22 protein-coding genes are annotated in these 23,740 nt (G+C 64.5%); 11 read left to right on the forward strand and 11 right to left on the reverse strand.

Going from position 1 to position 23,740, the window contains the following annotated elements; genetic code table 11:
• Window positions 1-9: 9 nt before the first annotated feature.
• Window positions 10-1,599, reverse strand: coding sequence for a GMC family oxidoreductase (locus tag CLU85_RS20610; RefSeq protein WP_100411916.1), 1,590 nt, complete (start codon window positions 1,597-1,599; stop codon window positions 10-12).
• Window positions 1,600-1,843: 244 nt separating this feature from the next.
• Between CLU85_RS20610 and CLU85_RS20615 the strand changes: the two genes are divergently transcribed.
• The 10 genes from CLU85_RS20615 (at window position 1,844) to CLU85_RS20665 (ending at window position 11,181) form a co-directional block, all read left to right on the forward strand.
• The gene (locus CLU85_RS20615; RefSeq protein ID WP_100411917.1) at window positions 1,844-2,692 is read left to right on the forward strand and encodes a 3-hydroxybutyryl-CoA dehydrogenase; all 849 of its coding nucleotides are present in this window, start codon (window positions 1,844-1,846) and stop codon (window positions 2,690-2,692) included.
• Window positions 2,693-2,924: 232 nt separating this feature from the next.
• Complete coding sequence (locus tag CLU85_RS20620; protein WP_100411918.1) at window positions 2,925-3,758, forward strand: crotonase/enoyl-CoA hydratase family protein; 834 nt, start codon at window positions 2,925-2,927, stop codon at window positions 3,756-3,758.
• Window positions 3,759-4,029: 271 nt separating this feature from the next.
• Entirely contained in the window at window positions 4,030-4,494 is a 465-nt protein-coding gene (locus CLU85_RS20625; protein ID WP_100411919.1) for a MarR family winged helix-turn-helix transcriptional regulator, read from the forward strand.
• A 71-nt stretch (window positions 4,495-4,565) separates the two neighbouring features.
• Window positions 4,566-4,982, forward strand: a complete 417-nt coding sequence (locus CLU85_RS20630; RefSeq protein ID WP_100412673.1) for an organic hydroperoxide resistance protein — start codon at window positions 4,566-4,568, stop codon at window positions 4,980-4,982.
• 4 nt (window positions 4,983-4,986) lie between these two features.
• Window positions 4,987-5,370, forward strand: coding sequence for a DUF1304 domain-containing protein (locus tag CLU85_RS20635; protein WP_100411920.1), 384 nt, complete (start codon window positions 4,987-4,989; stop codon window positions 5,368-5,370).
• 135 nt (window positions 5,371-5,505) lie between these two features.
• Entirely contained in the window at window positions 5,506-6,264 is a 759-nt protein-coding gene (locus CLU85_RS20640) for a metallophosphoesterase (RefSeq protein WP_100412674.1), read from the forward strand.
• A 173-nt stretch (window positions 6,265-6,437) separates the two neighbouring features.
• The gene (locus tag CLU85_RS20650; RefSeq protein ID WP_100411921.1) at window positions 6,438-7,877 is read left to right on the forward strand and encodes a bifunctional serine/threonine-protein kinase/universal stress protein; all 1,440 of its coding nucleotides are present in this window, start codon (window positions 6,438-6,440) and stop codon (window positions 7,875-7,877) included.
• Window positions 7,878-8,041: 164 nt separating this feature from the next.
• Entirely contained in the window at window positions 8,042-9,136 is a 1,095-nt protein-coding gene (locus CLU85_RS20655; RefSeq protein ID WP_100411922.1) for a DUF2855 family protein, read from the forward strand.
• Between the two features lie 64 nt (window positions 9,137-9,200).
• Window positions 9,201-10,265 (forward strand): serine/threonine protein kinase, encoded by a 1,065-nt coding sequence (locus CLU85_RS20660; protein WP_100411923.1) that lies wholly within the window; start codon window positions 9,201-9,203, stop codon window positions 10,263-10,265.
• Between the two features lie 181 nt (window positions 10,266-10,446).
• A complete protein-coding gene (locus tag CLU85_RS20665) occupies window positions 10,447-11,181 on the forward strand; it encodes a response regulator transcription factor (RefSeq protein ID WP_100411924.1) in 735 nt (244 codons plus the stop codon).
• Between the two features lie 15 nt (window positions 11,182-11,196).
• Here CLU85_RS20665 and CLU85_RS20670 read toward each other — a convergent pair whose 3' ends face one another.
• The 3 genes from CLU85_RS20670 to CLU85_RS23475 all read right to left on the reverse strand — a co-directional run bounded on the left by CLU85_RS20670 (window position 11,197) and on the right by CLU85_RS23475 (window position 12,639).
• Complete coding sequence (locus CLU85_RS20670) at window positions 11,197-11,814, reverse strand: exosortase H-associated membrane protein (protein WP_100411925.1); 618 nt, start codon at window positions 11,812-11,814, stop codon at window positions 11,197-11,199.
• Between the two features lie 38 nt (window positions 11,815-11,852).
• A complete protein-coding gene (gene xrtH, locus CLU85_RS20675) occupies window positions 11,853-12,368 on the reverse strand; it encodes an exosortase H (protein WP_100411926.1) in 516 nt (171 codons plus the stop codon).
• 151 nt (window positions 12,369-12,519) lie between these two features.
• Window positions 12,520-12,639: an IPTL-CTERM sorting domain-containing protein gene (locus tag CLU85_RS23475; protein ID WP_369858285.1), complete on the reverse strand. Its 120-nt coding sequence runs from the start codon at window positions 12,637-12,639 to the stop codon at window positions 12,520-12,522.
• 732 nt (window positions 12,640-13,371) lie between these two features.
• Here CLU85_RS23475 and CLU85_RS20690 point away from each other — a divergent pair.
• Entirely contained in the window at window positions 13,372-13,716 is a 345-nt protein-coding gene (locus tag CLU85_RS20690) for a hypothetical protein (protein WP_100411928.1), read from the forward strand.
• A gap of 83 nt (window positions 13,717-13,799) precedes the next feature.
• Here CLU85_RS20690 and htpG read toward each other — a convergent pair whose 3' ends face one another.
• From htpG to CLU85_RS20725, 7 genes are all read right to left on the reverse strand, one after another.
• A complete protein-coding gene (gene htpG / locus CLU85_RS20695; RefSeq protein ID WP_100411929.1) occupies window positions 13,800-15,773 on the reverse strand; it encodes a molecular chaperone HtpG in 1,974 nt (657 codons plus the stop codon).
• Between the two features lie 149 nt (window positions 15,774-15,922).
• Window positions 15,923-16,858 carry an exopolyphosphatase gene (locus tag CLU85_RS20700; RefSeq protein ID WP_100411930.1) on the reverse strand — a complete coding sequence of 312 codons (936 nt, stop codon included), beginning with the start codon at window positions 16,856-16,858 and terminating at the stop codon, window positions 15,923-15,925.
• A gap of 105 nt (window positions 16,859-16,963) precedes the next feature.
• Entirely contained in the window at window positions 16,964-18,265 is a 1,302-nt protein-coding gene (locus tag CLU85_RS20705; RefSeq protein ID WP_232727886.1) for a triacylglycerol lipase, read from the reverse strand.
• A 64-nt stretch (window positions 18,266-18,329) separates the two neighbouring features.
• Window positions 18,330-19,328: a pseudouridine synthase gene (locus CLU85_RS20710; RefSeq protein WP_100411932.1), complete on the reverse strand. Its 999-nt coding sequence runs from the start codon at window positions 19,326-19,328 to the stop codon at window positions 18,330-18,332.
• Between the two features lie 183 nt (window positions 19,329-19,511).
• Window positions 19,512-21,806 carry a bifunctional diguanylate cyclase/phosphodiesterase gene (locus CLU85_RS20715; RefSeq protein WP_100412675.1) on the reverse strand — a complete coding sequence of 765 codons (2,295 nt, stop codon included), beginning with the start codon at window positions 21,804-21,806 and terminating at the stop codon, window positions 19,512-19,514.
• A gap of 38 nt (window positions 21,807-21,844) precedes the next feature.
• Window positions 21,845-22,444, reverse strand: a complete 600-nt coding sequence (locus tag CLU85_RS20720; RefSeq protein WP_232727887.1) for a methylamine utilization protein — start codon at window positions 22,442-22,444, stop codon at window positions 21,845-21,847.
• A gap of 43 nt (window positions 22,445-22,487) precedes the next feature.
• Window positions 22,488-23,387 (reverse strand): DUF4394 domain-containing protein, encoded by a 900-nt coding sequence (locus CLU85_RS20725; protein WP_100411933.1) that lies wholly within the window; start codon window positions 23,385-23,387, stop codon window positions 22,488-22,490.
• Between the last annotated feature and the right edge of the window lie 353 nt (window positions 23,388-23,740).

The raw sequence follows: 23,740 nt of genomic DNA on the forward strand, positions 1-23,740 counted from the left end.
TGAAATCGTTCACACGGCGGCGCGCAGCAGGTCGACCGCTTTTTCCGCAATCATCACCGTGGGCGCGTTGGTGTTGCCGCTCACGATGCGCGGCATGATCGATGCGTCCACCACGCGCAGGCCCAACAGGCCGTGCACACGCAACTGGGCATCCACCACATCCAGAGGCCCCGGGCCCATGCGGCAACTGCCCACAGGGTGGTAGATGGTGTCGGCGTACTGGCGGATGAACTGCTCAATCTCGGCATCGCTGCGGGCATGGGCCGATGCCGCCAGCTCCTTGGCGCCGAACTTGGCCAGCGCCGGTTGCATCAGGATCTCGCGCGTGCGCCGGAAGCCGCGCACCATGCGCACCATGTCGTCGGGGTCGGCGAGGAAGTTCGGGTCTACCAGCGGCAGGGCCATCGGGTCGCGGCTGGCCAGCGTGACCGAGCCCCGGCTCTTGGGCTGCAGCAGGCACACATGGGCCGAGTAGCCATGGCCGAAGACGGTCTTGCGCCCATGGTCCACCAGCTTGCCGATCACAAAGTGCAACTGCAGGTCGGGCGCAGGCTCTGAGGGGTCGCTCTTGATAAAGCCGCCCGCTTCGGCAAAATTGGTGGTCAGCATGCCAGTGCGGTGTTTGCGCCATTCCAAGATGCCGCGCACCGTCTGCGCCATGCCCGAGAGCGACAGGCCGAACAGGTCCTTCATTTCTGGCGCATCCAACACCTGCACCACATCCGGGTGGTCGTGCAGATGCGCACCCACGCCCGGCAGCTCGTGCAGCACCGGGATGCCATGCTGCTGCAGCTGCGCGCCCGGCCCCACGCCCGACAACATCAACAGCTGCGGCGAGAGCAGCGCGCCGGCGCTCAGCAGCACCTCGCGGCTGGCCTTTACCTGGTGCAGCGCGCCGCCCTGGCGGTATTCCACGCCCACGGCGCGCGTGCCCTCGAACAGGATGCGCGTAGCATGCGCCCCGGTAATGACCTGCAGGTTGGGCCGCGCGAGGTGCGGCGTGAGGTAACCCTTGGCCGCGCTGTGCCGCTCGCCGTTCTTGTGCGTGACCTGGTACAGGCCCACGCCCTCCTGCGTGGCACCATTGAAGTCGTTGTTGTGCGGGTGCCCGGCCTGCACACCAGCGTCGGTGAAATACCGGCTGAACCGGTTGGGTGCTCGCAGGTCCGCCACGTTGAACGGGCCGCCCTGGCCGTGCCACGCATCGGCGCCGCGCTCGTTGTTTTCGGCACGCAAGAAATAGGGTTTGACATCCTCCCAGCCCCAGCCCGGGTTGCCTTGGGCAGCCCAGTGGTCGTAGTCGGCATGCTGGCCCCGGACGTACACCATGGCATTGATCGAGCTGGAGCCCCCCAGCACCTTGCCGCGTGGCTGGTAGCCGCGCCGGTTATTCAGCGCGGCCTGCGGCGTGGTGTTGAAGCCCCAGCCGTTCAGCTCGAACTTGGCCATCACCGCCAGCCCGGCCGGGCAGTGGATGAGCACGCTCTTGTCGGCAGGACCGGCCTCCAGCAGGCAGACGCGCACGGCGGGGTCTTCGGTCAGGCGGCCAGCGAGTACGGAGCCTGCAGAGCCGCCGCCAATGACGATGTAGTCGAACATGTTGTCTTGTCTCCTCCGCCATGCTGTGTGGCGGGTTGGGTATGTAGGGCGAAGAACGGCTCACAAAACCAAGCCAAGCGGTGATGGCTCGGCGCCGCGCCGCAGGCAGTACGGGTAGTACGACAGGTCGCGGCGACGGCGCCCGAAGAGTTTTGTGGGCCGCGCCAAGCCACGATAACCGAACGGTCGTGCGATTCGCCTTACCATTCTGCCCATCCGTTTCACTTTGAAGAGGGCTCTCTATATGACGATTCAGACCGTAGGCATCATCGGCGCAGGCACCATGGGCAACGGCATTGCGCAGGCTTGTGCGGTGTCGGGCATTCACGTGGTGATGGTCGATATCTCCGATGCTGCAGTGCAAAAAGGCCTGGCCACCGTGGCGGGCAGCCTGGACCGCCTGATCAAGAAGGAAAAAATCAGCGCCGCCGACAAGGACGCTGCCTTGGCGCGCATCAAGGTCTCCACCAGCTACGACGACCTGAAAGCCGCGCAGCTCGTGATCGAGGCGGCCACCGAAAACTACGAACTCAAGCTCAAGATCCTGAAGCAGGTGGATGCCATCGTGGCCCCCGAGGTACTGATCGCTTCGAACACCTCGTCCATCTCCATCACCAAGCTGGCCGCCGCCACCAGCCGTGCCGACCGCTTTATCGGCATGCACTTCTTCAACCCCGTGCCGATGATGGCGCTGGTGGAGATCATTCGCGGCCTGCAGACCAGCGATGCCACGCACGACGCCGTGAAGGCCCTGGCCGAAGCCCTGGGCAAGAGCCCCATCACCGTGAAGAACGCGCCCGGCTTTGTGGTCAATCGCATCCTGGTCCCCATGATCAACGAAGCGTTCTTTGTGCTGGCCGAGGGCCTGGCCACGCCCGAGGACATCGATGCGGGCATGAAGCTGGGCTGCAACCAGCCCATCGGCCCGCTGGCGCTGGCAGACATGATCGGCCTGGATGTGTGCCTGGCCGTGATGGACGTGTACCTGACCGAGTTTGGCGACAGCAAATACCGTCCGTGCCCGCTGCTCAAGGAAATGGTGGCGGCAGGCCGCCTGGGCCGCAAGACAGGCCAGGGCGTGTATTCCTACTGACCCCCTGAGTCGCTTCGCGCCTTCCCCCCGGAGGGGGGACGCCCCCAGCGCACGGAGTGGAACCGACATTTGCATGTCGTGGCGGCCCTTGCGCGGGGGCACTGGTAAGGCGCCGCGCCGGTTTTTGAAGCCGCGGACGCATGGGAACCCGGCGCACATGCGTTGTCCCCCTGGGGACGGCGCAGTGAGCGCACCGGGTTTTCAATCGTGGAAACGAAAAGGAGACCCGGCCATGTCAGAAGTCAACACCACCACCCCCTCCAGCACCACGCCCCCGCCGGAGGGCTGCATCGACACCCTGGTGCTCGGCCACGTGCTGCTGATCGGCATCAACCGGCCGGCCAAGCGCAACGGCTGGACGCCCCCCATGTTCCGCCAACTGGCGGAGGCCTACACCCGCCTCGATGACGACCCGCAGCTTCGCGTCGGCGTGCTGCATGCCATGGGCGACCACTTCACGGCGGGGCTCGATCTGCCCGCCGTGAGCGCCTACATGCAGCGCGGCGAAAAAGCCATCCCCGAAGGCCTGGTGGAGCCCCATGACTACGGCCTGCCCGGCTACCGGCGCCGCACCAAGCCCATGGTGGTGGCGGTCAAGGGCATCTGCTTCACCGTGGGCATCGAGCTGATGCTGGGTGCCGACATCGTGGTGGCGGCCGACAACTGCCGCTTCTCGCAGATGGAGGTGCAGCGCGGCATCATGGCCACGGGCGGTGCCACGCTGCGCATGGCCGAACGCGCGGGCACGGGCAATGCCCTGCTGCATTTGCTCACGGCCGACGAGTTTGGCAGCGCCGAGGCGTACCGCCTGAACTTTGTGCAGAAAGTGGTGCCGGCTGGCCAGGAGCTGGACGAGGCATTGGCGCTTGCCCAGCGCATTGCCGCACAGGCGCCGCGCGCGGTGGTGGCCACGCGCCTGAATGTGCTCAAGGCCATCGAGCAAGGCCAGGCGGCTGCGGTGGCGGACTTCATCCCGGTGCAAAAGCAACTGGCCAACAGCGAGGACGCCGCCGAAGGCGTGCGCGCGTTTGTCGAGCGTCGGCCCGCGCAGTTCAGCGGGCGCTGAGGTCCTGGTGGTGCGTCGCCGCCGGAGCCACCACGCACCAAATTCCAAGCCAAATCGACCGCTAGCGCAGATAAATCATGCGCTAGCAGCTCCACTATTGATAGCACCGCCCAGCAAGCGACATGGATGCGGCGCCCCCGCATGCGCCAGCGGAGCGCGCGAATAGCACCGATGGCGCAGAGCCGCTCCCCCGCCGACACAATCCCATCCGATAACAAAGTTTTTCACAATTAAATTGCACACAATTTAATTTACCGCCACAATTCACCCCATGCCCAGCCACAGCACACTCCACACCCCCAGCCCCGCCGCCCTGCGGCTGGACAACCAGGTCTGCTTTGCGCTGTATTCCGCCTCGCTGGCGATGACCAAGTTGTACAAGCCGCTGCTCGATGGCATCGGCCTGACCTACCCCCAGTACCTCGTGATGCTGGTGCTGTGGGAGCAGGACGGCCTCACGGTATCCGAGCTGGGCGAGCGTCTGTTTCTCGACTCTGGCACGCTCACGCCGCTGCTCAAGCGCCTGGAGACCCAGGGCCACATCGCTCGGCTGCGCGATGCAGAGGACGAGCGCCGCGTGCGCATTTCCCTCACGGCAGAAGGCCGTGCACTTCGCAACCACGCAGAGATCATTCCGCAATGCGTGCTGCAAAACAGCCAATGCTCGATTGCCGAGCTGACGGCGTTGACCACCGAACTCAAACAGTTGCGTGGCCGGCTCAACCAGCAGCGCTGACGGCCACCACCAGCCCCATCACCGATTCCCTCCCCCGCCCGCCTGTGGGCAACAACCGCAAGGAAGACACCATGACCACACTCGAAAAAGTCCTGTACACCGCCAAGTCGCACGTGACCGGTGGCCGCGATGGCGCCGCCAAGACCGATGACGGCCGCCTGGACGTCAAGCTGTCCTCGCCCGGCACGGCCGGCACCGGCACCAACCCAGAGCAGCTGTTTGCATCGGGCTACGCAGCCTGCTTCATCGGCGCCATGAAGGCTGTGGGCGGCAAGATCGGCATCCCTGTGCCACAAGACGCGTCGATCGACGCTGAAGTGGACCTGGGTCCTATTCCGAACGCCTACGGCATCGCCGCCCGCCTGGCCATCAGCCTGCCCGGCCTGGACAAGGAAACCGCCCAGAAGCTGGTGGACGCAGCCCACCAGGTCTGCCCTTACTCCAACGCCACGCGCGGCAACATCGACGTCACCATCACGCTGGTGTAAGCCCATGGGCCGCCTGCTGATCCCTCGCATCGCGGTGGCCCTGGTGGCCATCGAGCATGTGTACATCCTCGTGCTCGAAATGTTCTTCTGGAACAAGCCGCTGGGGATGAAGACCTTCAACCTGACGCAGGAGCTGGCCGACGCCACCACCACGCTGGCGGCCAACCAGGGGCTGTACAACGGTTTTCTGGCGGCCGGCCTGTTCTGGGGGCTGTTCACCGGCAACCGGGTGTTCAAGGTCTTCTTCCTGGGCTGCGTGATCGTGGCCGGGGTGTTTGGTGCCGCCACGGCAGCGCCAAAAATTTTCTTCAGCCAGGCACTGCCCGCGATCATTGCGATGGCCCTGGTGCTGGCGCTTGACAAGCCTGCAACGCAGAAAAGCCCATAAACATCAAAAACCATAGCTGCCAGCGCTTATGGCATAAGCGCTGGCAGCTATTTTTTATTGAAAATCAAATGCTCCAGCCTGCATTGCAAGCTGGCATTCAGCGACACGCGCGATGATGGGGCTGGAGACAACCCCATGAAAATCGCCCTGCTGTCCGACATCCACGCCAACCGCCAGGCCCTGGACGCCTGCCTGCAGCATGCCCGCTCCCAGGGGGCGGAGCAGTTCGCTCTGCTGGGCGACCTGATGGGCTATGGCGGCGACCCCGTGGCGGTGGTGGAGCAGGTGCGTGACCTGGCCGAACAAGGCGCCCTGTGCGTGCTGGGCAACCACGACGCCATGGCCCTGGCCCCTCCGGCCAACCCGCGCAACCGCAGCGAGCTGGGCGCGCAGTGGACGCACGACCAGCTCGGCAACAGCCACATCGCCTTTTTGCAATCGCTGCCGCTCACCGCACGGCTGGGCAGCAGCGCGCTGCTGGTCCACGCCAGCGCCGACATGCCCGCGCAATGGCGGTATGTCGAAGACTCCAACGCCGCCGAGCGCAGCATGACGGCGGCCCAGGCCATCGACCCTGCCATCCGCTACGTCTTCTGCGGCCATGTGCACGAACAGGTGCTGTACTTCCTTACGCCCACCGCCAAACTCATGCGCTTTGCGCCCGAGCCCGGTGTGCCCGTGCCCGTGCCACCGCACCGCCAGTGGCTGGGCATCGTGGGCTCGGTGGGCCAGCCGCGCGACGGCGATGCGCGCGCCATGTACGCCGTGTTTGACGACACCGCCCGGCAGATCACCTTTTACCGCGTGCCGTATGACCACCTGGCCGCTGCCGCTGCGATCCGCGCGGCAGGCCTGCCCGGCTTCTACGCCGACCGCCTCGAAAAAGGCCAGTAGGGATGCGACACCCCCTGAGCGGCTACGCCGCTTCCCCCCGCTCTCGCATCGCTGCGCGCTGCGGGCAGGGAGACGACGCCAGCGCGGCGGGGCGGCCCTTGCGCGGCGTCTCTCGCTGAGGGTATGCCAGTTTCTTGCGGCGTGGTCGGCAGGCAGCAAAAGGAAGAACCGACATGAAATTGCTTGAGCCCGGCACCGAGATCGACGGCTTTCGCGTGGTGGACTGCATCCACGCGGGCGGCATGGCGCACATCTACGCGGTGGAATACGCGCAGGCCGACCGCAGCCCCGGCTTTCCGATGGCGATGAAGATCCCGCGCATGACAGCAGGTGACGGCGCCGAGAACATCGTGAGCTTTGAGGTCGAGCTACAAATCCTGCCCGTGCTCAGCGGCCCGCATGTGCCGCGTTTTGTGGCGGCGGGCGACCTGGTGCGCCTGCCCTACCTGGTGATGGAATACATCCCCGGCCAGACGCTGCAGCACTGGCTGGACGAAGGACCAGGGCAGTGCGACATCGCAACCATAGCCCGCCTGGGCGCGGCCACGGCCCACGCGGCGCACAGCCTGCACCAGCAGAACGTGTGCCACCTGGACCTCAAGCCCGCCAACGTGCTCATCAAGGCCGACAGCACCGCCGTGCTGCTGGACTTTGGCCTCTCGTGCCACGCGCACTACCCCGACCTGCTGGCCGAAGAAATGCGCCAGGCCGTGGGCTCGCCCGCCTGGATCGCGCCCGAGCAGGTGGTGGGCGTGCGCGGCGACCCGCGCAGCGACATCTTCGCCATCGGCGTGATGCTGTACGAACTGGCAACCGGCGAGCTGCCGTTTGGCGCGCCCACCACCAGTGGCGGCATGCGCCAGCGCCTGTGGATGACACCCGCGCCGCCGCGCAAACACCGCGCCGACATCCCGCCCTGGCTGCAGGAGGTCATCCTGCGCTGCCTGGAGCCCGAGGCCGCAAGCCGTTACCCCTCGGCCGCGCACCTGGCGTTTGACCTGTCCAACCCAGAGCAGGTACTCATCACCGAACGCGGCGAACGCACCGAGCGCACACCGCTGCGCACCCATGTGCGGCGCTGGCTGCGGGCGGCGGGCATGCATTACACGCCCAGCCCCCTGCCCTCGCAGCAGATCGAAGACACCCCCATCCTGATGGTGGCGGTGCCCCATGCCGATGTGAGCGACGCCACGCTGTATTCGCTGCGCCAGGCGGTAGCGCGGTCGCTGGGCATACGCCCCGGCGCACGCCTGGCCTGCGTGACCGTGATCTCGCCCGGCGCCAGCAGCACCAGCGACAGCGACCGCAGCGAAACCACGCTGCACCGCCAGCACATGGCGCGCCTGCGCCAGTGGGCCCAGGCGCTGGACCTGACCGGACATGCCGTGAGCTACCACGTGCTGGAATCGGGCGATGTGGCCCAGGCGCTGGTGCGCTATGCGGCCAGCAACCATGTGAGCATGATGATCGTGGGCGCCGCCACGCACGGGTTGCAAACGCAGCGCTTCTTTGCCACGGTGCCCATGCGCGTGGCGCGCGATGCGCCCTGCACCGTCATCCTGGTCAAGCAGGCGCTGCCTTTTGAGCAGCTGGGACAGGCGCTCCCGGGGTGATCCGGCCTCGCACTCCGCCAACCCATCCCACTACTTCCCGTTCGCTCCCATCCCGTTCAGGCCGCGAGTTGTTGCAGTGCGCCAGGCGTCCATCCACAGCGCGTCTGTCGCCGAGGCGGCGCGCCCCGCTTGAGTGCAGGCCCGCTTTCGTTTAGCGTGGTGGCATGAGCACCACCACCCTTCTCGTGCGCCAGGACCAGCTGGCCACCACCCGCCTTGTGACCACCGACGACACCCCGCTGGCCGAGGGCCAGGTCCGCGTGCGGGTGGAGTCGTTTGCCCTCACGGCCAACAACATCACCTACGCTGCGCTGGGCAACATGCTGAACTATTGGCAGTTCTTCCCCACCGGCGATGCGGGCTGGGGCATCGTGCCCGTGTGGGGCTTTGGCACCGTGGTCCAGTCGCTGAACCCGGCCGTGGCCGTGGGCGAGCGGCTGTACGGCTACTGGCCCATGGCCAGCCAGGCCGTGCTGTCGCCCGAGCGCGTCAACCCCACGGGGTTCAGCGACGGCGCTGCCCACCGCGCAGGCCTGCACGCGGTCTACAACCATTACCTGCGCACCAACACCGACGGGCTGTACCGCGCCGACAACGAAGACGTGCAGGCGCTGCTGCGGCCGCTGTTCATCACCTCGTGGCTGATTGACGACTTCCTGGCCGACCAGCAGTTCTTTGGCGCCCAGCGCATGCTGCTGTCCAGCGCATCGAGCAAGACGGCCTACGGCACCGCCTTCCAGCTCGCCCAGCGGGGCGGCATCGAGGTCATCGGACTCACCTCGCCCGGCAATGTGGCGTTTTGCGAAAGCCTGGGCTGCTACAGCCGCGTGGTCACCTACGACGCGCTGGACCAGATCGACGGTGCCACGCCCAGCGTGTACATCGACTTTGCGGGCAGCGTGGGCCTGCGCCAGCGCATCCATACCCACTTCACCGGCCTGGCCTACAGCTGCTCGGTGGGCGCCAGCCACGTGCAGGACCTGGGCGGTGCAGGCCAGCTGCCCGGTCCGCGCCCGGTGATGTTCTTTGCCCCCGCCCAGGTCAAGAAGCGCCACACCGACTGGGGCGCGCAGGGCCTGAACGAGCGCCTGGTGGCCGCCTGGAACCAGTTCAGCAGCGCTGTGTCAGCCGGGCCCCAGCCCTGGCTGGTGGTGCAGCACCATGCAGGGCCCGAGGCCACCCAGGCGCTGTTTGCCGCGGTGCTGGCAGGCAGCGGCGACCCGCGTGCCGGGCATATCGCCACCGTCTTGCCCCGCTGAGGCGGCCAGCCCCTCCAGCCACAGGCAGGCGCGAAGGCGGGAAGGCGGGCAGCGACAATGGGGCATGACCCCATTGCCCCCCGATACCGCGCCCAACATCTACGCTGCCACCGACCAACACCCTTACGCCCGACTCACCCCCGACCATGTGCTGGACGCACTGGCTGGCGTGGGCCTGTACGGCGATGGCCGCCTCATGGCCTTGTCGTCGTATGAAAACCGGGTGTACCAGGTCACGCTGGAGGACGGCGAGCGGGTGGTGGCCAAGTTCTACCGCCCCGGCCGCTGGAGCGAGGCGCAGATCCTGGAAGAACACGCCTTTGCCGCCGAACTGATGGCCGCCGAGGTGCCCGCTGTGGGGCCAGTGGTGCTGAACGGCACCACTTTGCACCAGCACGACGGTTTTGCGTTCTCGGTCAGCCCCTGGCGCGGTGGGCGCCAGCCCGAACTGGACGACTTTGAAGTGCTGGAATGGATCGGCCGCTTTCTGGCACGCATCCACACCGTGGGCGCGGCGCAGCCATTCGTGCACCGGCCGCTGCTGGACCTTCAGACCTTTGGCACGGCATCGCGCGACTGGCTGCTCACGAACGAGATCATTCCGCTCGATATGCAGGCGACCTGGAAGGCCCAGTGCGACAAAGCTCTCGATTTGATAGCTGCCCGCACAGATGGCAGTAGCACCACAGGTCGATTTGGCTTGAAAGATGCCACCCCCATCCGCCTGCATGGCGACTGCCACCCCGGCAACATCCTGTGGACGCCGCTGGACGAATGGGGCCGTGGCGGCCCGCATTTTGTGGACCTGGACGACGCGCGCATGGGCCCAGCGGTGCAGGACCTTTGGATGCTGCTGTCGGGTGACCGTCGCCAGCGCACGCACCAATTGAGCGCCCTGATCGACGGCTACGAGCAGTTCCGCAACTTCGACCGCCGCGAACTGGCACTCATCGAGCCACTGCGCACGCTGCGCCTCATCCACTACAGCGCCTGGCTCGCGCGCCGCTGGCAAGACCCGATCTTCCCGGTGAACTTTCCGTGGTTTGGCAGCAGCGACTACTGGCGTGGGCAGGTGGATATGCTGATCGAGCAGATCGAGGCGATGGAAGACGAGCCATTGACAGCCTGAGCCCACCCGCACGCCCCCCGTTGGCGTCACCGTTCGACGAGGGGGTGCTCCTCCCAAGCATTGCAAACGATTGTCAACCCACGCGCACAACAGACCGATGTCGGGCAACATCAAAGCGCTCCCCATCGAAGGGGCGTTCTGTAGATTTCCACGGGGCCCAGGCCCCTTGAGCCCGACCACCATGCGCATCGCAGTCCTTGACGACGACCTTCTCCTGCTGGAGCAGATCAAGACCACCCTGGAATGCCACAACCATGTGTGCCATACCTATGCTGACGGCACCAGCCTGCTCAAGGCCCTGCGGCAGGAAACTTTCGACCTGCTGATCGTCGACTGGCACCTGCCCGACATGGAGGGCACCGACGTCGTTCAGACGGTGCGCGACATGAACGGCATGCAGCTGCCCATTTTGTTCATCACACGCCGCAATGACGAGCGCGACGTGATCGAAGCCCTGTCACGCGGCGCCGACGACTTCATGAGCAAGCCACTGCGCATGGGGGAACTGGTGGCGCGAATCACCGCACTTCTGCGCCGCGCCTTTCCGGAAACCATGGGTACGCGCCTGGTGTTCGGCCCCTACCGCTTTGATGCCGACAAGCGCACTTTGTGCGTCGGCAGCCAACCCATTGAACTCAAGAACCGCGAGTACGAACTGGCGCTGTTCATGTTCCGCAACACCGGGCGGTTGCTGTCACGCACCCATCTGCGAGAGGCCGTTTGGGGCGACGCCACAGAAACCCCGTCGCGCTCGCTGGACACCCACATATCGCGCCTGCGGACCAAGCTGGAGCTAACGCCCGCCAACGGGTACATGGTTTCTGCGATCTATGGCATGGGGTATCGGCTCGATTCCATGAACACGAACGCCCCCCTTCTGCCTCAGCGCTCGACCGTCGCTGAAACGACGCTCTGAGCCCAAAAGACGAACTCAAGGCGAGGACACCGCAGGTGCCAGGGACTCGCGCCAACTGCGGATCAGTACGTCGTTCACAAACTTGCGGTCCATCCACAGCCATAGCAGGATGGGCACCAGCGAGGGCAATACCAATGAACCCAGTTGATAGCCGTACACAATCGCCTCCATCTGCCATTGCGCAATGCGCAGCAGGCGGATGTCGGCCTGGGCGGCAAGCACCATTTGCATCAGGGCACTCATCGTCAGGCTAAAAGCCTGGAAGGGAAGCAACAGGACATAGCCTGCAGCCATGCGGCGCACCCGCGCCCGACCACGGGCGGCGAGTACGAGTGCTAAAAATATGGGCAAACCATACGCATAACGGGCAGGGCTGACATCAATCGTGATCTCTCCACGGCGCCCACCTGCCTCAGGCACTGGGACGGAAATGGCGGTATCCACCTCCATGCTATCGGGCGACAAATGCACTTGCCGCACCCACATCGGCGCGCCTTGCTCCAACGCAATGTGCGAGAGCACCCCGACGGGATATGAAGTCCAGGCTGACACCACCGACCACAGGGCTGTGAGCGCCAAAATCCACCCGAAGGCAGAGAGCACAAAAATCGTCAATGGGGACAGGCGGCGCATGCAAAATTTCCTAGCATCTCGTTGTCAAAGACCGCCCCTCAGACCACTTCGGCCTGTGGTATCGCTTGGGCTTGTACCGCTTGATTGCCGGCACGCACCCACAACAGCCAGACAACCAGCACATCCAGCATGATGAGCGCCTGCCAGAGGTACTCATGCGCGAAGTTGAACACCTGCGTGTTCCACTGCCCCAGATAGAAAAGACTGATCACCCGTATCACATTGAGCCCCTGCACTGCCACGAAGCCGACGGCAAGGCCTATCAACTTATGGCGCCAGGAGGAGGGGAACGCGATCACGGCGGCAAACAACACGATGCATGCCTCGATCCCGTTGCAACCCGGTTCGATAGAAACGCCAAATCCAGTCACGGTATTCCACAGCACCTTGCCTGCCGCAGCCGCAGAGTTGTCAAACAGCGTCACCAGAGCCACACATGCGCGCGCCAGCAACGCGGTCCAGGGAAGTACCACATGCTGCTGCACCACCCCCAGCATATTGATACCAAAAAGGGAAAGCTGAAGCAGCACAAAAGTCAGGAAAAAACGCAGCATGGAACATCCCGGATGACGGAGGCGCCTGCAGTGAAAACCCAGGCGAAGCACGCATTATCGACAAACAAAAAAGGTCGGCACGCTATGGGAGGTTCCTGCCTCGCCTGGGCTGGTGCCCCTCCGAAAGGGAAGGAGGCCTGCCAGGAGACGATCAGCGGCGCCGACTCCACCCAGGCTGACACCATGCCATCAGACCCAGCATGGCAGACAACGTGATCAAGCCCCATTTTGACAACGTAGGGATACCGTTTGTGCCACCAGGGGGCGCCAATACGGTCGCGGTGGTGGTACCCGTCTTGTTGCCCGGATTGTTATCACCAGGCGCATGCAGCGTCGCGGAATTGACCAGTGAGCGCGTACCGATTTAGGGCAATGTCAGCGTCATACCCCGCGTGAAGCCCGCGATGCCCCAAACGCCAAAGGACCGCTGTGGCCGCCACAGTAATCGCAGGCATGTTGTTGAAATGGGTCCCGGTGTACTCTGTGCGTGTGGGGCTGATGGTGGCATCGCATCCCCATCCAGAACCAACTCCTGAGACGAAAGTCAGACCCGCCCCCAACGGCGTCTGTCACCGTGATAGGTTGACCAAAGAGTGACACACCACGATTGAGGCGCGTGTGATCGTGTACACCATGTTCGCGCCCTGAGCCACGTTGGCAATGGCGGCTGTTTTGGTGATCGATACATCCGCACTTCAGTATCTGTCGACAGGATGGATGTGCACGAACAAAGAATCGCTTCAATGGATTGAACACAAATTTTCCTGAAGTGAACGGCTCGAACTTTTGGTCACGCCGCCTCCGTGCCACGCCTCAGAGGCAGACCAGAAGAATCACGACGAACGAAGTACAGACAGGCCTTGCACATGCCTCGCGCCACCCCGATCCCCAACCAGGTGGCGCGACAGAACCGCCAGATCGTGGGGCGATCAAAAGGCTTGAACGAAGCCAACGTCGTCGGCTATGCTGCTATCTCTACCGTTTCCGCAAGCTAGGCGCGTCCATGAAGGATTTGATCCGCACGATCTTTTCGATCCGACAGGACCGCCGTCCCGCGCCGGTGGGGCATCTTCCACCGGTCGGGACGGTCATCTTGCGTGGAGAGCTGAAGATGGTGGTCACCCATCTCGTTCCCGGTGAGCTATGGGACTGGCTGGTGCTCTCCGGCTGGCGCAACATGCCCGTGAAGACGGATCGGCGCAAGGGTATGCGGCTGCCCGACGAGGCGCTCAAAACACTGATCGACGCAGAGCCACACGAGCGCAATCAGGTACACGCGCGCCTCCTGGAGCAAGCACTACCGCAAGAGCAGGCGGTCGGCACCCCACGCCCATCGGGAAAAAAATAAATCCCGGCACGCCAGGGCGTCCGGGGGGTTGAGGGCAAGCCCTTACCTCAGGGCTCTCCAAACGCGGAGAAGGATGACCTCTCTCAGACCAACAGCGCGTTCACACGCTTCACATAGGCGGCCGGGTCTTCAGGCAGTCCCCCTTCGGCCAGCAGCGCCTGATCAAACAGGATGTGGGCCAGGTCGTGGAAGTGCACGCTGCCATCGAGCTTTTTCACCAGCGCATGCTCGGCATTCACCTCCAGCACAGGTTTGGACTCCGGGGCCTGTTGGCCTGCCTGCTTGAGCATGCGGGCCAGCTGGGTGCTCATGCCGTCGTCCTGCACCACCAGGCAGGCGGGCGAATCGACCAGGCGCGTGGTCACTCGCACGTCTTCGGCCTTGTCCTTGAGGGCTTCCTTGAGCTTGGCCAGCACGGGCTTGAAGGCTTCGGCGGCTTCCTCGGCCGCCTTCTTCTCCGCATCGTCTTGTAGCGAACCCAAATCCACCGCGCCCTTGGCCACGCTTTGCAGCGGGGTGCCGTCAAAGTCGTTCAGGTAGTTCAGCGCCCACTCGTCCACGCGGTCGGTCATCAAGAGCACTTCAATGCCCTTCTTCTTGAAGACTTCGAGCTGCGGGCTGTTCTTTGCGGCAGACAGCGAGTCGGCGGTGATGTAGTAGATGGCCTCCTGACCTTCTTTCATGCGCGCCTTGTAGTCGGCAAAGCCAACGGTGGCGGTGTCGCTGGTCGTGGATGCAAATCGCAGCAGCTTGGCCAGGCGCTCGCGGTTGCCAAAGTCTTCGCCCAGGCCTTCTTTCAGCACCGCGCCAAACTCGGCGTAGAACGCGGTGTACTTGCCTTCCTTGGCCTTGTCGTCGGCGTCGACCACATCGGTCACGCCGTCCGCATTGGCTGTGGTGTCGTGCTGGTCATGTTTGGCCAGGTCTTCCAGCATGCTCAGCACGCGCTTGGTGCTGCCTTCACGGATGGCGCGCACGTCGCGGCTTTCCTGCAGCAGCTCGCGGCTCACGTTCAGCGGCAGGTCGGCTGAATCGATCACGCCCTTGACGAAGCGCAGGTAGGTGGGCATCAGCGCTTCGGCGTCGTCCATGATGAACACGCGCTTCACGTACAGCTTCACACCCGCCTTCTTGTCGCGGTTCCACAAATCGAACGGCGCCTTGGCGGGGATGTACAAGAGCTGCGTGTACTCGGTGTTGCCCTCGACGCGGTTGTGCGCCCAGGTCAGCGGGGCTTCGTGGTCGTGGCTGATGGCCTTGTAGAACTCGGCGTACTGCTCTTCGGTGATGTCCTTTTTGGGACGGGACCACAGGGCGCTGGCCTTGTTGATGGTTTCCCACTCGCCGGTCTTGACCATGCCGCCGGGCTGGCGGCCGCCGTTTTCGTCCGAAGCATTGATCAGCTCGCCATCTTTCCACTCTTCCTTTTCCATGAGGATGGGCAGGCTGATGTGGTCGGAATACTTGGCGATGACCTGCTTGAGCTTCCAGGCGTTGAGGTATTCCTCGGCGTCGTCGCGCAGGTGCAGGATGATGCTGGTGCCGCGTGCGGCGCGGGCGATGGCCTCCACCTCAAAGTCGCCGGTGCCACCGCTGATCCAGCGCACGCCTTCGTCGGCCTTGAGGCCTGCGCGGCGCGATTCCACCGTGATCTTGTCGGCCACGATGAAGCCCGAGTAAAAGCCCACGCCAAACTGACCGATGAGCTGGGCGTCCTGCTTCTGGTCGCCCGAGAGCTTGCCCATGAAGTCCTTGGTGCCGCTCTTGGCGATGGTGCCCAGGTGGTCGATGGCTTCTTGCTGGCTCATGCCGATGCCGTTGTCGGTGATGGTCAGCGTCTTGGCATCTTTGTCGAAGCTCACGCGCACTTCGAGGTTGGGCGCGTCTTCAAACAGGGCTGAGTTGTTCAAACCTTCAAACCGCAGCTTATCGCAGGCGTCCGAGGCGTTGGAGATCAGCTCGCGCAGGAAGATTTCCTGGTTGGAGTACAACGAGTGGGTGACCAGATGCAGCAACTGGGCTACTTCGGCCTGGAACGACAGGGTTTGCTTGCTCATGGGAAGTTTCTCTCTCGGTCGAGTCGGTCAATACAAAACAAAAGGGCCCGGCAGAAAAAATCACGCCTGCCGAACCAGCAGGCGTGATTTAGGGGCAACTCAGGGCTTTTCAAGGGCCAACGGGGCCGCCTGGTAGGCCCACCGGCGACTTAACCGTCGGCGTTGATGCGCTGAATCAGCGTCTTGAGCATGGCATCGGCCTTCTCATTGGCCACCTGGCATGTGCCTGCCGCCGCGTGGCCGCCGCCACCAAACTCCAGCATCAGGTTGCCGACATGGGTTTTGCTGCTGCGATCAAGGATGGACTTGCCCGTGGCAAATACCGTGTTTTGCTTTTGCAGACCCCACATGACGTGGATGGAGATATTTGCCTGGGGAAACAGCGCATAGATCATGAACCGGTTGGTGGCCCAGATGGTTTCTTCATCGCGCAGGTCCAACACCACCAGATTGCCGATGGCGATGGCGCAACTTTGCAACTGCGCCTTGGCTTTTGGCGCTTGCTCGCGGTACAGGTTCACACGCTCCTGCACATCTGGCAGCGCCAGAATCTCCTCGATGGTGTGGTCGCGGCAATACTGGATCAGGTCCATCATCAGCGCGTAGTTGCTGATGCGGAACTCACGGAACCGACCCAGACCCGTGCGCGAGTCCATGAGGTAGTTCAACAACACCCAACCTTGGGGGTTGAGGATGTCGTCGCGCGAATACTGGGCGGAGTCGGCCTGATCAACGGCCTCCATCATCTCGTCGGTAATGCGAGGGAATGCAGCCTTGCCGCCGTAGTGGTTGTAGACGACGCGTGCCGCCGAGGGGGCATGCGCCTCGATGATGTGGTTCTCGTCGCGACGGCCCGAGTTGCGGATGGTTTCGGACTCGTGGTGGTCAAACACCATGTGGGCGCCCGGCACATAGGGCAGGTTGGTGGTGATGTCCCGGTCTGTGATCGGCACTTTGCCGTCCTGCATGTCCTTCGGGTGGACGAAGGTGATTTCGTCGATCAGGTTGAGCTCGTTGAGCAGAACCGCGCAGACCAGGCCGTCAAAGTCACTGCGGGTCACCAGGCGGTATTTCGCATCACTCACTAAATTCTCCTTGTTACGTAGCGCATCGCGACATGGTAGCCGCGCCCCGGCACCTGGCAAGCACCGCGTGTGTCAAAAAGCAGGCCGTGCCCAGGTGCTCATGCATCAAGAGCCCTGCATCCAGTCCTGCAGCTGCCGGGCCACGCCCACATCCGCCAGCAGGTCCAGGTGCCCCAGGCGGTAAAACACCGCCTGCTGCGCCTTGGCAAAACCCAGCGTCCGCTCGCCATCATCGTGGATGCCCAGCGCACTGTGCAATGGCACCAACCCGTCCCCCACCAGCCGTTCGCCCACCGGGCTGCGCCGCGCCGCCAGCGTCGCCGCCACCGCGTGGCAAGCCACTCCGGCGGGCAGCGGCACCGGGGTGCGCTGGTCGGGGCTTTTGCGAAAGCGATCGCGCCCGAACCAGTCGGCATCGAGCACATGGCCGTAGCGCAGGTCAGTGATGCCCGCGCTGCGCAGCTGGGCCAGGCGTGCAAACGGGCGCGAATAGGGGGTACTTCCCAGCAGCACGTCCACCCAGTGGCCTGCGCGCTCCAGAGGCGCGCCATGGTGCGGCGTGCCCAGAAAGACCAGGTGGTGCAGCCGGGGCAGCCAGCCGCTGGCGCCTGCCGGCGCCTGAGCGGCATGGTGGCAGGCGCTGCGCGCCACGAGACCGCCCATGCTGTGGGCCACGATGGACAGATCCGTCACCGGCACGGGCCAGGAGGCCACCAGGGCTTCAAGCAGGGCCGACAGCTCAGCCCCGTTGGTGGAGGTATGCTGGCCCGTGTTGTAACGCAGGTACACCGGCGTGTAGCCCAGTGCCTGGGCCAGATGGGCGCCGTGGTCATGGTCGTGGCGGAGCCATTGCAGGTCGTTCATGCACAGGCCATGCACCAGCACCAAGAGCTTGCCCGTGGCCGCACCGGACGCGGCCAGCGCGCGCAGGTCCAGCGGCAGGCCGTGTTGGTACAAGCCCATCTGCGTGCACAGCGGGTTGCCGTCGCGCTGCAAGCGATCGCCCATCACGCCATTGAGTGCGGCAACCACCGCCTCGCGCTCCCAGTGCACCTCGCCCCTCGGGGTGGTGGAGGCAAAAAATGGCTCCAGCCGCGCCAGCCCGGCCTGCAGGCCAGCGTCCACCAGCTGTGTCACCCCCCGGATGCTTTGGTACACCAGACCGGTGAGCCCCCGCGCGCGACCCGGTTGGGCGCCCCCCGGCAGCCCCAGCGTGCCCAGTACCGACTGGTGCACGCCCTCGGCCACCCGGCTGATGCCGGTAGTGGCCTGTGTGGCCAGGCGGGCCACACCACGCAAGTCCGACGCACGCAACTGGCGCAGCGGATTGGCCGGAGCAGGCACTGCGCCTACACGGCGCTTTCCGCCAGGAGTGGGTGGCCCCAAGGGCGGTGGTGAGGGGGGCATGGGAGGCTCCGTTCAGACAATGCGATGCTATGCGCGGCATGCGTTACGCGGGGAGCCCACAGACTCAGAAGCGCTCTTGCGGCGACAGGTAGCGCCACTGCCCCGCGGGCAGGTTGCCCAGGGTCACGCGACCGATGCGGATTCGCTTGAGGCCCACCACCTTGAGCCCCACCAGTTCGCACATGCGGCGGATCTGGCGCTTTTTGCCCTCGGTGAGCACAAAACGCAGCTGCTCGGGGTTTTGCCAATCGACCTTGGCGGGCTTGAGCGCCTCGCCGTCCAGGCTCAGGCCATGGCGCAGGCGCTCCAGCAACTCAGTCGGAAACACCGCCTGCACATTGGTGCTGACAGGGTCACGCTCGTCAATTTCCTGCAGCGGCGCGGAGCGCTCGCTGGGGTGGCGGGGGACCGCCTGGCCGGGGGCCTGGTAGACCACGCGCACCAGGTACTCCTTTTCCATCTCGGAGTCCTCGCCGATGATCTGCCGGGCCACGCGGCCGTCCTGCGTCAGCACCAGCAGGCCCACTGAGTCGATATCCAGCCGCCCCGCAGGCGCCAGCCCGCGCAGTTGCGGGGGCGAAAACCGGTGGCGACTAGGGTCATCACGCCAGTGCGTGCGGGGATTGATCAGCGCCACGGCAGGCGTGTGGCCGTCTTCGGCCTGGCCGCTCACGTAGCCCATGGGCTTGTGCAGCAGGATGGTGACACGCTGCTCCTGAAAATCTTGAGCCACCTTGTCCACATCGATTCGATCGGCCGCTGTGACCTGCAGTCCCATGGGCGCCACCTCGCCATTGACCTTGACCCAGCCCTGGGCAATCCAGTCGTCGGCCTCGCGCCGCGAGCACAGCCCCAGCTCGGCCATGCGTTTGTTCAAGCGGGACGTGACCAACCCGTTCGCAGCGACGGTTGCAGCCGCCCGTACCGGCGCCTGACGCACCGGGGCAACAAACGCGCCCGTCGCCGTGCGGTAATTGGGAGGCGCGGGCGCCCTGGCAGGCCGGGGGGCAGGCGCAGGCCGCACGGGCGCTGCCTTGGCGGCGACGGCGGGGCGGCGCAGCACCGGGCGGGCAGTGGGCGCAGAGGCGGTTGGGCCATCTGCATTGGATGCAGCCGGGCTCACAGGCGGACGGGAACTGGAAGTAGACATTGCACGTATTTTCGCCTGCAAGCCAGACGGACCAAAAGTGGGAACCCATCGGCAATGCCCAGGAGGCCATCGCGACCGATGAATAACCCGTGAAGCTTACCCCTGGCGCGCCTGCCAGGCCAGGAAATCGTCGACCGGCAGGGGCCGCGTGATGTGGTAACCCTGCGCCTCATCGCAGGCCAGCGTACGCAGATGCTCCAGGATCCCGGCAGTTTCCACGCCCTCGGCCACCACGGTAAGCCCCAGGTTATGCGCCAGGTCAATGGTCGAGCGCACGATCATCGCGTCGTCTTCGCCCGTCTCCATGCCCATCACAAACGATTTGTCGATTTTGAGTTCATCCACCGGCAAGCGCTTGAGGTAGGCCAGCGACGAATAACCCGTGCCGAAATCGTCGATGGACAGTTTGAAGCCCTGCTCGGACAGCCGGTTGAGCATGGCCTCGGCGCGCTGCGGGTCGTCCATGATCGCGCTTTCGGTGATCTCCAGACAGAAGGCACTGGCCTGTACGTCATGCCGCACCAGGATGTCGGCCAGTCGGTTGCTGAGTTCCGGGTCGAGCAGGTCGCGGGTGGACAGGTTGACCGACACCCTGAGCGGCAGGCCCTGCGTGCGCGGGTCGGCCAGCAGCCGCGCAACCTCGTCAAACATCCACAGTGTGAGCTGGCGCACAAAACCGGTCTGCTCGGCAAACGGGATGAACTCCATCGGGGGAACCAGCCCCCGCTGCGGATGCTGCCAGCGCACCAGCGCCTCGGCCGACAAGCCGGGCTGCCCATGCAGCGACACCTTCGGCTGCAGATACAGGCGCAGTTCATGGTGCTCCACCGCGTGGCGCAGCTCGGTCAGCAGCGACAGGGTCTGTGCACTGGCCGAGTCGAAAGCAGCGTCGTACTGCAATGCACCACTGAGCTTGCGCTTGGCTGCGTACATCGCAATCTCCGAACGGCTGAGCAGGGTGTCAGCATCATCGGCATCATCCGGCCAGCAGGCAAAACCGATGCCGGCGCTCAAATCCACGGTCTGGTCTTCAAACGCCAAAGGCTCCTCGAACGATTGGTTGATGCGCTGGGCAATGTCATGGGCGGCAGACGCATCGGCACAAGGCAGCAAGATGGCGAACTGATTGCCGCCCAAACGCGCCACCATATCGTCGGGTGAGCGAACTTGCCGACTCAAGCGCCCAGCCACAGCCTGCAACAACCGGTCGCCAAAGGCGTAGCCCAGTACGTCATTGACATGCTTGAACCGATCCAGATCAAGGGTGAGCACCGCCAAGGGCTGCTCTGACGTAGCACTGCCCGCAATGGCCTGAACGACCGTCTCGCGAAAACGTTCGCGATTGGGAAGACCCGTCAAACGGTCCCAGTAGGCCAGGCGGCGAATCTCGGTTTGCTGCGCACCAATGTCCACCCGCATGTGGTCGAACGAACGCGCCAGGTTGCCAATCTCGTCGGTGCGGTCGGTGTGCTCCAGCGGCACATCGTATTCTCCGCGCGAGAGCCGCTGCGTGGCGGCAAGCAGCGAGCGCAGCGGCGTTGTCAGACGCTGCGCAACCACCCCGGTGCCCGCGGCAAACAACAAAACGCCCGCCACGGTGATGATGGCCAGGAGCACCTGCAACTGGCGGTAGGGCGCTACCACTTCATCCACCGAACGCAGCAACAGCGAGCGGACCTCCCCACCCACGCTATCGAGCTGGCTGGAGCGCGCCAGCAACGTGCCCTCGGCCGTCTGAATCTCGCCCACCGCCCCGGCTTCCCGTTGCAGCAAAGCCAGGGCATCCGGAGGCAGCGTGCTCACGGGGACTTTCACCGCGCCATCGGCCCCCTTGACCACCAGCGCCACATGCACCGACAAGAGCTGCCGCATTTCGTCGGCCCGCGACTGATCGATCGGGAACCCCATCAGTACCCAGCCAATGACCACAGGCGCCCGCATGGGCACCATCACAAACTGGTAAGGCACGCCGTCCATGACGGCGATCTGGCTGCCCTGGGGTTGCGACGCCAGGCGTGGCACCACCAGGCCCAGCGTGGCAGGAAACCGCTCCATCCGGTCCGACAGGCTCACCGCCCGCAGCTCCAGACGGGTATCCAACAGGGCTGTCACAGCGGCGCCGATGCGGCTACCGTGGTTTTCAAGCACCGACTGGATCGTCTCCTCGTCACCGGAGTTCACCGCCGATCTGAAGCCGTAGTCGGCAGCCAGCAGGGCCGAGCCCTGGCGCAGTCGCTCGGCGTTCTGGTCCAGCAGGCGGCTCCAGATGTTTTCGTCCAGATCCAGGGCCCGTGCGATCTGGGCCCGCGCATTGCGGTCGATAGAGGCCCGCACCACAGCAAACCCGGCCGCCTGCACGATGAGCAGCAGCAACAGCGACAACCCCACCATCCGCAGGATCAGGCTGCGCCGAACCAGGCGCAGCCGCGTCAAGGCTGCAGCCCCGTCATACGCACCGAGGCAGCAGCAGTCCCCGCCGCAGGCACCGTCACCGTTTGCTCCAGTGCCGGGGCGCCCACCGGCAAGCGGATGTGCCAGGTCCTCAGCCTGTAAGTGCCTGGCGGTACGTTGTCGAGCAGCGCCTTGCCACTACCAGCCGGTGTGCGGGCGTAGTAAGGCGTGTCCACCACCAGAATCCAGCCCACCATCTGGTCATGGATATTGCAGCCCAGTGCCACCACCCCCGGTTTGTCGAAAAGAACGGGGTTGGAGGGGGTTCCGCTATAGAGCTTGAGCTCAAACTTCTTGGTCGGAGAAAACGAATACACATGGTGCCGCACCGAGTCGCGGTTAGGAAACAGCACTTCGGTTCCCGCCGTCACCACCAGCACACCGGGCACGAACTGCCTTTTTTCCTGCGCCATTTCGGCGCCAGCCAGCGGCTTGACCTCCTTGCGCGCCTCAGCGGAGTCCAGAAAGACCACCGCGTCCGCCAGTGGTTTGCCCAACGCATCCAGTACGTCCACTTGCAGCGTTCCCGAATGTGCCAGGGTGCTCAGCCCCCCAGGCACACTGCCACGCTGGCCCACCGCACTCGGTCAGCGCAGCGCGCAAGAAGCACAAGGCCTTGCCTCATGGCTCTATGGCCATGCCCAACAGCGGGGCGCCTTCGCCCACCGTCCCCAAAGGCTTGGTGGCGCCGGTGGCCAGGTCCACCTGGTGCAGCAGGGTCTGGCTATGCGCAGCACTGCGCACAGCCACCAGCGCCGTATTGCCCACATCGGCAATGTCGAACGCCACGTCGGTGAGGGGCCCCAGCCCCAACGACCCCACGGTGCGCAACTGACCGGAGTTGGGCGAGACCACCGGCAGGGTGCCCTCGCGCGAGCCCTGCATGACCAGCACGCCCAACGCACGGTCGATGGCGTAGTTGGTGGTGATCTTGCTGTCGTTCGGGTTGTAGGTGTAAGCCGCCCCGGCGATATCAGGCTTGCGACGGGCGTTCACATCGCCCCAGGCATAGCGCAGGGCCGGGTCGGGTTGCACACCGTCCACCGCCGGATCACCATCCACCGCCGCGCCGGTGTCCGGGTGCAGGCGCAGGTTCTGACCGGTGTTGGACACCACGCGGATGCGGTCTGCGGCCGGGTTGAAGTCGAAACCGAACACGGCCCCGTTCAAAGGCAGTGCAGCAGGCGCAGCCCCCACCGGGCGCAACGCACCGCTCGGAATGTCCAGCGTGTACAAACGGCCCGCTTGCGAGAGCGCATACAACACGCCCTTGGCCACCCGAAAGTCGATGCCCACCAGGCGCTCGCCAGCAGGCAAGCCCGTCACCGGACGCCGTTCCAGGATGCGGTCAGGTTGTGCGGCATGAAAGGTGATGAGTTCATGCGACGCCGTCACCGCAACCACCGTCTCCCGCAGCCTCGCGTCGGACGCAGGCGTCGCCGCACAGCCAGCCAGCAAGGCAGAAATCGCCAGCACAGCAAAGGCTGCACGAAGCTTCGAAGGGGGAAGAACGGAGTGCATCAAAGACCTCGCAAGTGTTACAGGTTTATACCTGATGGGCGCCATCCCCGCAGCACCCAAGGGCAAACCCCGAGCCCGCTGGAAATGTTCAAATTCAATAGCAACATACCATTGAAAATAAAGCGCTTGACACGATTTTTTGCAAATCCACTGCGCCACTTTCTGTTGCATTTTTACGCACACACGTCACCCGTGTGCTCGGCTAATTTGTAACAAGTCCGTCCATGCATTTCGGGCATGGTCCCATCCGCAACGCTCATGACACATTGTGTCGTTTTTGCCTACACTGCCCCGACCACGCCCCCGGCCTCTCCGCACACCCCAAGTGTGGGCACCGTTATTGCTTCGGCCTG

This window comes from Acidovorax sp. 69, assembly GCF_002797445.1.
Taxonomy (GTDB): Bacteria; Pseudomonadota; Gammaproteobacteria; order Burkholderiales; family Burkholderiaceae_C; genus Acidovorax.